This is a genomic window from Streptomyces sp. NPDC045956, assembly GCF_056430705.1.
Genome location: NZ_JBWKKZ010000005.1, coordinates 289,701 through 297,022 on the forward strand (window position 1 = coordinate 289,701; position 7,322 = coordinate 297,022).

The 7,322-nt window shown below is 73.0% G+C and carries 5 protein-coding genes; 3 read left to right on the top strand and 2 right to left on the bottom strand.

Features of this window, described 5'->3' with window-relative positions; genetic code table 11:
- Positions 1-83: 83 nt before the first annotated feature.
- Positions 84-2,216: an FUSC family protein gene (locus AC07FV_RS15940; protein WP_479087694.1), complete on the bottom strand. Its 2,133-nt coding sequence runs from the start codon at positions 2,214-2,216 to the stop codon at positions 84-86.
- A 371-nt stretch (positions 2,217-2,587) separates the two neighbouring features.
- Complete coding sequence (locus tag AC07FV_RS15945) at positions 2,588-3,049, bottom strand: SRPBCC family protein (RefSeq protein ID WP_384700305.1); 462 nt, start codon at positions 3,047-3,049, stop codon at positions 2,588-2,590.
- A 452-nt stretch (positions 3,050-3,501) separates the two neighbouring features.
- On the opposite strand from AC07FV_RS15945, the gene AC07FV_RS15950 reads away from it, so the two are divergent.
- From AC07FV_RS15950 to AC07FV_RS15960, 3 genes are all read left to right on the top strand, one after another.
- Entirely contained in the window at positions 3,502-4,917 is a 1,416-nt protein-coding gene (locus tag AC07FV_RS15950) for a family 2B encapsulin nanocompartment shell protein (protein ID WP_479087695.1), read from the top strand.
- A gap of 75 nt (positions 4,918-4,992) precedes the next feature.
- On the top strand, positions 4,993-6,315 hold the full coding sequence (locus AC07FV_RS15955; protein ID WP_479087697.1) for a family 2 encapsulin nanocompartment cargo protein terpene cyclase: 1,323 nt from the start codon (positions 4,993-4,995) through the stop codon (positions 6,313-6,315).
- Between the two features lie 15 nt (positions 6,316-6,330).
- Positions 6,331-7,206: a geranyl diphosphate 2-C-methyltransferase gene (locus tag AC07FV_RS15960; RefSeq protein WP_479087699.1), complete on the top strand. Its 876-nt coding sequence runs from the start codon at positions 6,331-6,333 to the stop codon at positions 7,204-7,206.
- Positions 7,207-7,322: the final 116 nt, after the last annotated feature.

Here is a 7,322-nt window from a genome sequence, read left to right on the forward strand (position 1 = left end):
CTGCCTTGCGGGCGCGACCGGCACGGGGCCCGCTGGAGTGCTGCCGCCGACCGGGACGGGGTCCCGCCGACGCGCCGACCCGGTCAGCCGGCCTCGGCCGCGGAGCCCGGGCGGTCCGCCCCGGTCGCCGTGGCGAGGTCCGCGGCGAGGGCGTGCAGCCACACCTCCAGGTCGACCAAGAGGGACCACGCCCCGGGCGACATGGCGGACGGGGGGACGGCCGGCAGCGGCGCGAGCCGGACCCTCACTCCCCCGCGGGGCAGTTCCGCCGCTCTCAGGCCGGCGGCCGCCACCTGCCGCGCGGCCGTCTCCATCCACTGCCCGGCTTCGGGCGGGAGGTCCGGGGCGCCTCGCTCGGACGGCAGCCAGTAGGCGCCGGTGAGCACACGGGAACCGTAGTTGAGGGCGGCGAGCCAGTCGGGGCCGTCGTCGTCCGCACGGAGGGCGGGCTCCGTACGGAACTGGGCGTATGCCGCCTCCGCGATGCGCAGCCGGTGCAGGGCGGGCCACGAGGAGCCGGCCGTGGGCCTCTCGGACGCGTCGGCCCGTGGGCCGGCGCCGTGTCCGGCCGCCGCGTCGGCGGTGTCCCGCACCACGGGCGCGGTGGCCCGCAGCAGCGCCGCCACACTGCGCCGCATCTCGGTGCGCGCGCCCGCCGGCCACGCCAGCAGCCCGCACACCAGTCCGATCGCGCTGCCGGTCAGCACGTCCACCAGCCGTGCCTCCTCCAGCCGCCAGGTCACGGGGATGATCTGGGCGAACGCCGTCGACACCACCAGCGTGAACAGCCCCTGCGCCCACGCCGGGCCGCCGGCGGGTCCCACGGAGAAGGCGAGCACCATCATCGGCACCAGCAGTCCGGCGTAGACCGCGGTCGCGTCGCCCGCCCCGATGATGAGTGCGCCCGCCAGCACGGCGCCGAACAGGGTGCCGACGGCAGCCGACCGTACGGCCGACCAGGTGCCGACCGCCGTCGTGCGCGCCAGGGTGAGCACGCTCAGCAGCACCCAGAAGCCGTGCGACAGGTCGAGCGACCCGGCCAGCAGGCGGGCGAGGGCGAGCCCCAGCGCCGTACGGACCGCGTTCTGGAACACGACGGAGCGCGGCGTGAGGTTGCCGCGCACCCGCACGAGCCACAGACGCGCCGTCGACAACCCCGCGTACCAGAACTGCTCGTGGGGCAGCCCGGGCACCGCGCGGGCGCCACCCGCCGCGAGGCCCGCCGCCGTGCGCGCGGTCACCGCCGACACCGCCACCGTCAGCAGCGTCGACCTGCGCCGCGCAAGCTCGTGGGGGCGATCACGGCCTGCCGTGGCAGGGCCACTGCGCTCGTCCAGGAACCGCGCCGTCATCTCCTCGATCAGCTCCGCACCGCCGGCCGGGCGGTCGCCGCGCAGGACGCCCGCGGTCTCCTCGCACGTCGCCGCGAGGCCGTGCAGCAGAGTCTGCGAGGCCGTGTCGGCCGGGGCGGGCGGGAGTTCGCCGAGCGCGGCCAGCTGGTCCAGCAGCCGCCGGGTGGCGGAACCGGTATGGGCCAGTGCCCGGTCGGTCCGGCCGGCGCCGGTCGGCCGGCCTCCGTGCGGCTGGCACGAGAACCGCAGCTCCCGCCCGGTCCGCCGCAGGCCCCGGATCGTCCCGCTGTCGACGGGGGCCGCCCGCAGCGTCAGCCGCGCCGCACGGGCCGCCAGGTCGAGGGCGTCCGCGACCCGCCGGGCGTACGACGGCCGTCTTGGGGAGGGGAACAGCAGGAGTTCGCCCAGGAACAGCGCCGTGGCGCCCCATGCCAGTCCGCCGAGCCGTTCGGGCAGGGTGCCGGGGGCGTACGGCGGGAAGCAGGCCAGGATGTAGCAGAGCTGGAGCCCGGGGGCGACGCCGGCGAGCCGCGGGGCGCAGACCGCACCGAAGGTCAGGACCAGGGTGACGAGGAGCATGCCGAGCGCCGCTGTCCAGGTCGTCACCGCGAGGACGGTGCCCAGCGCGATCGTGGCGCCGGCGGCCGGCGCGGCACGCAGCACGCTGCCGGCGCGATGGCGGCCCGAACCCGGCAACGGGGACAGGACGGCGAAGGCGATGGGGGTGAACAGGGCGTACAGCGCGAGGACCGGCCGGTCCAGGAGGTACGCCGCGGGGAAGAAGCCGGCGGCCGAGGCGACGGACACCCGGACCGCGCGTCCGACGCCACCGAAGGACGCGGCGGGCGACGGCAGCTTCGGCATCGGCACCCCTTCGCGGCGGCTTGCTTCCGGGCGGTCGAACGGCACCGGAACCTCGGCCGCGGAGCCCCGCGACCGGCACATCATGCCGAACCACCGGCCCCGGGGACGGCCGCCGCACCCGCAGGGCGGGCCCGCTCCCCCGACCGGCGCAGCGACGCCGCCCCGCCGGCCGCCGCACCGGCGGGGCGCGTCCGAAGGCGAGGTGCCCCGGGGCCACTTGCCGATCGTGGACAGGGCGCGGAAGGGACCGCCGGCTGCCCCACCGACGCGGACCGGCCCGCACCCCCAGCGGGGTGCGGGCCGACGTCGGCGCTTTCGGCGCGGTACGGTCACCCGCGCCGGCAGCACTTCACCTCAGCGAGCGGAAGAGGTCACTCACCGGGCCGGATGCGTCCGCGCCAAGCGCCGGTCTCTCCGCCGCGGCCCTCGATGTACTCCTTGAAGCGCTGCATGTCGCCCTTCACCCGCCGGTCGATCACTCCCAGCATGTCACCGGTCTTCTCCGCCACACCGGTCGGCTCGACGTCCATGACGAGCTCGACCCGGGTGTGCGTGTCGTCCAGGCGCTGGAAGCTGACCGTGCCCTTCTGCTTCGTGTCCCCCGTGGTGGTGCGCCACGTGATGCGCTCGTCGGGGAGCTGGTCGACGATCTCGGTGTCGAACTCGCGCTTCACCCCGCTGACCTTGGTGGTCCAGTGGCTGTGGCGGTCGTCGAGCTGCCTGATCTCCTCGACACCCTCCATGAAGTGCGGGAACTCCTCGAACTGTGTCCACTGGTTGTAGGCGGTGTGCACCGGAACCTCGACGTCCACGGCTTCCTTGACCATGCTCATTCGGGAACCTCCCTCTCTGCTCAATCGTCACGGCCAAGGCCGGCAACGAGCCCGCGGCCTTGGCACGCAGGGCGAGTACCCGAGGATCACACGCCTAACGTCCGTCTTCGACGCCGCTCGACCGCGCCGGTTCCTCACCCTCGCGGCCCGCACGCCGCGCACGGGGCGGTGACCGTTGCCGTGGCCCGGCCGGAAGCCGGTCACGGCAGCCGGTCCGAATCACCCGCGGACGGACGTTGACGCGCAGCGGACCGATAAACCGCATTCAACCGATTGTCACCGCTTCGAGGTAAGCACTCCGTCTCCCTGGTGGATCAACGCAGTTCACCCGCTAGCTTCGGCGTGTGGACGGATCACCGTGATCCCCTCGCCCGTTGCCCACCCCTCCCTGTCTCCCGGTCGGTGCACCCGTGTGCGCCGGACGACCCGCCGCGCTAGGAGAAAGCCCGCCGATGTCCGTCGACAGCATCCCGGAAGCTCGGACCACACCCGAGGTGCCGCAGCAGTCCCTGAGCACCGCAGCCGCCCGCAACCTCGCCACCACCACCAAGTCCGCGCCGCAGATGCAGGAGATCACCTCCCGGTGGTTGCTGCGGATGCTGCCCTGGGTCGAGGCCGAAGGCGGCGCCTACCGGGTCAACCGGCGGTTGCGCCACACCCTCGGTGACGGACGCGTCGAGTTCGTCCAGGAGGGCGCCACGGTCCGGGTGATCCCCCAGGAACTCACCGAGCTGGCCGTCCTGCGCGGATTCGACGACGTCGACGTGCTCACCGCCCTCGCCGACCGCTGCACGCAGCGGGACTTCGCGGCGGGAGAGGTCCTCGTCGAACGGGGCGGTCCCGCCGACCGGATCCACCTGATCGCCCACGGCCGGGCCAGGCGGACCTCCGAGGGCAAGTACGGAGGGGAGGTGGCCGTCGGGGTGCTCGCGGACGGCGACCACTTCGGTGAGGACGTGTTGGCGGACCCCGACGCCCGCCACGACTGCACGGTCACCGCCGAGACGGCCGGTACCCTCCTCACCCTCTCCCGTGCCGACTTCACCGCGGTCACGGCGTCCGCCCCCCATCTGCGGGCCCACGTCGACGCGTTCGCCTCCCGCTCGCGGCAGCGGCAGAACAAGCACGGTGAGGCCGAGATCGCCCTGTCGGCCGGCCACTTCGGCGAGGCCGACCTGCCGGGCACCTTCGTCGACTACGACCTCAACCCCCGCGAGTACGAGCTCTCCGTCGCACAGACGGTCCTGAAGATCCACACCCGGGTCGCCGACCTCTACAACGGCCCGATGAACCAGAGCGAGGAGCAACTCCGCCTCACGGTCGAGGCCCTGCGGGAGCGTCAGGAACACGAACTGATCAACAACCGCGAGTTCGGACTGCTGCACAACGCCGACTTCAAGCAGCGCATCCAGCCCCGCAGCGGCCCCCCGACTCCGGACGACATGGACGACCTGCTCTGCCGCCGACGCGGCACCAAACTCTTCCTCGCCCATCCCAGGACGATCGCCGCCATCGGACGCGGCTTCAACGCCTGCGGTCTCTACCCCGACCACGTCGACCTCGGCGGGCAGTCCGTCCCCGCCTGGCGCGGCGTCCCCATCCTGCCCTGCAACAAGATCCCGATCAGCAGGGAGCAGACCAGCTCCATCATCGCGATGCGTACCGGCGAGAAGAACCAGGGCGTCATCGGTCTGCGGCAGACCGGGCTGCCGGACGAGTACGAGCCCGGGCTCTCCGCACGGTTCATGGGCATCGACGAACGGGCGATCATCTCCTACCTCGTCAGCGCCTACTACTCCGCCGCGGTGCTCCTGCCCGACGCGCTCGGCGTGATGGAGAACGTGCAGATCGCCCCCGGGCCGCGCTGACGTCCGGAACCGCCGCGAGTCACGCCCTGACCCGCCCCCGCGCCCCAGAGCCCCCACCGCAGCAAGGAGCCGCCGATGCCCGACTCCGGGCCCCTCGGACCACTGCCCCCCGAACACCGGCCGCCACCGTCCACCGCCGTACGGGACGCCCCGGCGCCGAAGCCGCCGGACGTGCCGGCCTCACCCGCCCCCTCGGGCTTCCTGGCCGCGCTGCACCCTCCGGTCCCGGTCCCCTCCCCCGCACCACCCCCGGAGCCCGCCCCCGCCGTACCTGCCACCCCTGAGGCGCCCCCCGCCGGTACCGCACTCCAGCGGATCCTGCGCGGACCGACCGGACCGGGCACGGCCTCGCTCGCGCTGTCCGTCAGGCACGAGCCCCCACCGGCTCCGGAACCCCCGGCTCCCGCCGAGCCCGCGGCAGGGCGAGCCGTCCCCGGTCTCTACCACCACCCCGTCCCGGAGCCCGACCCCGCGCGCGTGGAGGAGGTGAGCCGCCGCATCAAGCTCTGGGCCGAGGACGAGGTCCAGCTCTACCCCGAGGACTGGGAGGGGGAGTTCGACGGCTTCTCCGTCGGCCGGTACATGGTCGCCTGCCACCCCGACGCCCCCACGGTCGACCACCTGATGCTCGCGACGCGGCTGATGGTCGCGGAGAACGCGGTGGACGACTGCTACTGCGAGGACCACGGCGGGTCGCCCGTAGGTCTCGGCGGGCGGCTCCTCCTGGCGCACACCGCCATCGACCCCTTCCACACCACCGCCGCATACGCGCCGCCGTGGCGGGAGTCGCTCACCTCGGACGCCCCGCGCCGGGCCTACCGCAGCGCCATGGACTACTTCGTCCGCGCGGCCACCCCCTCCCAGGCCGACCGCTACCGGCACGACATGGCCAGGCTCCACCTGGGCTACCTCGCCGAGGCCGCCTGGGCCGAGACCGACCACGTCCCGGAGGTGTGGGAGTACCTGGCGATGCGCCAGTTCAACAACTTCCGCCCCTGCCCCACGATCACCGACACCGTCGGCGGCTACGAACTGCCCGCGGACCTGCACGCCCGCCCTGACATGCAGCGGGTCATCGCCCTGGCCGGCAACGCGACCACCATCGTCAACGACCTCTACTCGTACACCAAGGAACTCGACAGCCCGGGCCGCCACCTGAACCTCCCGGTGGTGATCTCCGAACGCGAGCGGCTCTCCGAGCGCGACGGCTATCTGAAGGCCGTCGAGGTCCACAACGAACTCCAGCACGCCTTCGAGGCCGCCGCGGCCGAACTCGCGGAGGCATGCCCCCTGCCCACCGTGCTGCGTTTCCTCAGGGGCGTCGCCGCCTGGGTCGACGGCAACCACGACTGGCACCGCACCAACACCTACCGCTACAGCCTGCCCGACTTCTGGTAACGAACGGACATATCTGTGACCACTGAATCGACCTCCACCGCCACGGCGAGGATTCCGGCCCCGGCGACGCCCTACCAGGGGGACATCGCCCGCTACTGGAACAGCGAGGCTCGGCCGGTCAACCTCCGCCTCGGTGACGTGGACGGGCTCTACCACCATCACTACGGCATCGGCGCCGTGGACCACGCCGCGCTCGGCGACCCGGCGCACAGCGAGTACGAGAAGAAGCTCATCGCGGAGCTGCACCGGCTGGAATCGGCCCAGGCGGAGTTCCTCATGGACCACCTGGGTCCGATCGGCCCCGACGACACGCTCGTCGACGCCGGGTGCGGGCGCGGCGGGTCCATGGTCATGGCCCACCGCCGCTTCGGCTGCAAGGTCGAGGGCGTCACCCTGTCCGCCGCCCAGGCCGAGTTCGGCAACGCGCGCGCGAAAGAGCTGCGCATCGACGACCACGTCCGCTCGCGCGTGTGCAACATGCTCGACACCCCCTTCGACAAGGGCAGCGTCGCGGCCTCGTGGAACAACGAGTCGACCATGTACGTCGACCTGCACGACCTGTTCGCCGAGCACTCCCGCTTCCTGAAGGTCGGCGGCCGGTACGTGACGATCACCGGCTGCTGGAACCCGCGCTACGGCCAGCCGTCGAAGTGGGTCTCCCAGATCAACGCCCACTTCGAGTGCAACATCCACTCCCGACGCGAGTACCTGCGCGCCATGGCCGACAACCGGCTCGTGCCGCACACCATCGTCGACCTCACCGCGGACACGCTGCCCTACTGGGAGCTGCGGGCCACGTCCTCGCTGGTCACCGGTATCGAGGAGGCGTTCATCGAGTCCTACCGCGACGGATCCTTCCAGTACGTCCTGATCGCGGCCGACCGCGTGTAGGCGGCGTCGGGGGGGGGGGGGGGGGGTACCCACGCCCCCCCCCCCCCCTCCCCGCACCGTCTTCTGCCCTCTCCTTCCCCCCCTTCCTCCTCCTCCCCTCCTCCCCCTACTCCACC

Coding starts and splice junctions, on each gene's coding strand:
- AC07FV_RS15940 (WP_479087694.1), bottom strand. CDS start 2,216: ATGCCGAAGCTGCCGTCGCCCGCCGCGTCCTTCGGTGGCGTCGGACGC.
- AC07FV_RS15945 (WP_384700305.1), bottom strand. CDS start 3,049: ATGAGCATGGTCAAGGAAGCCGTGGACGTCGAGGTTCCGGTGCACACC.
- AC07FV_RS15950 (WP_479087695.1), top strand. CDS start 3,502: ATGTCCGTCGACAGCATCCCGGAAGCTCGGACCACACCCGAGGTGCCG.
- AC07FV_RS15955 (WP_479087697.1), top strand. CDS start 4,993: ATGCCCGACTCCGGGCCCCTCGGACCACTGCCCCCCGAACACCGGCCG.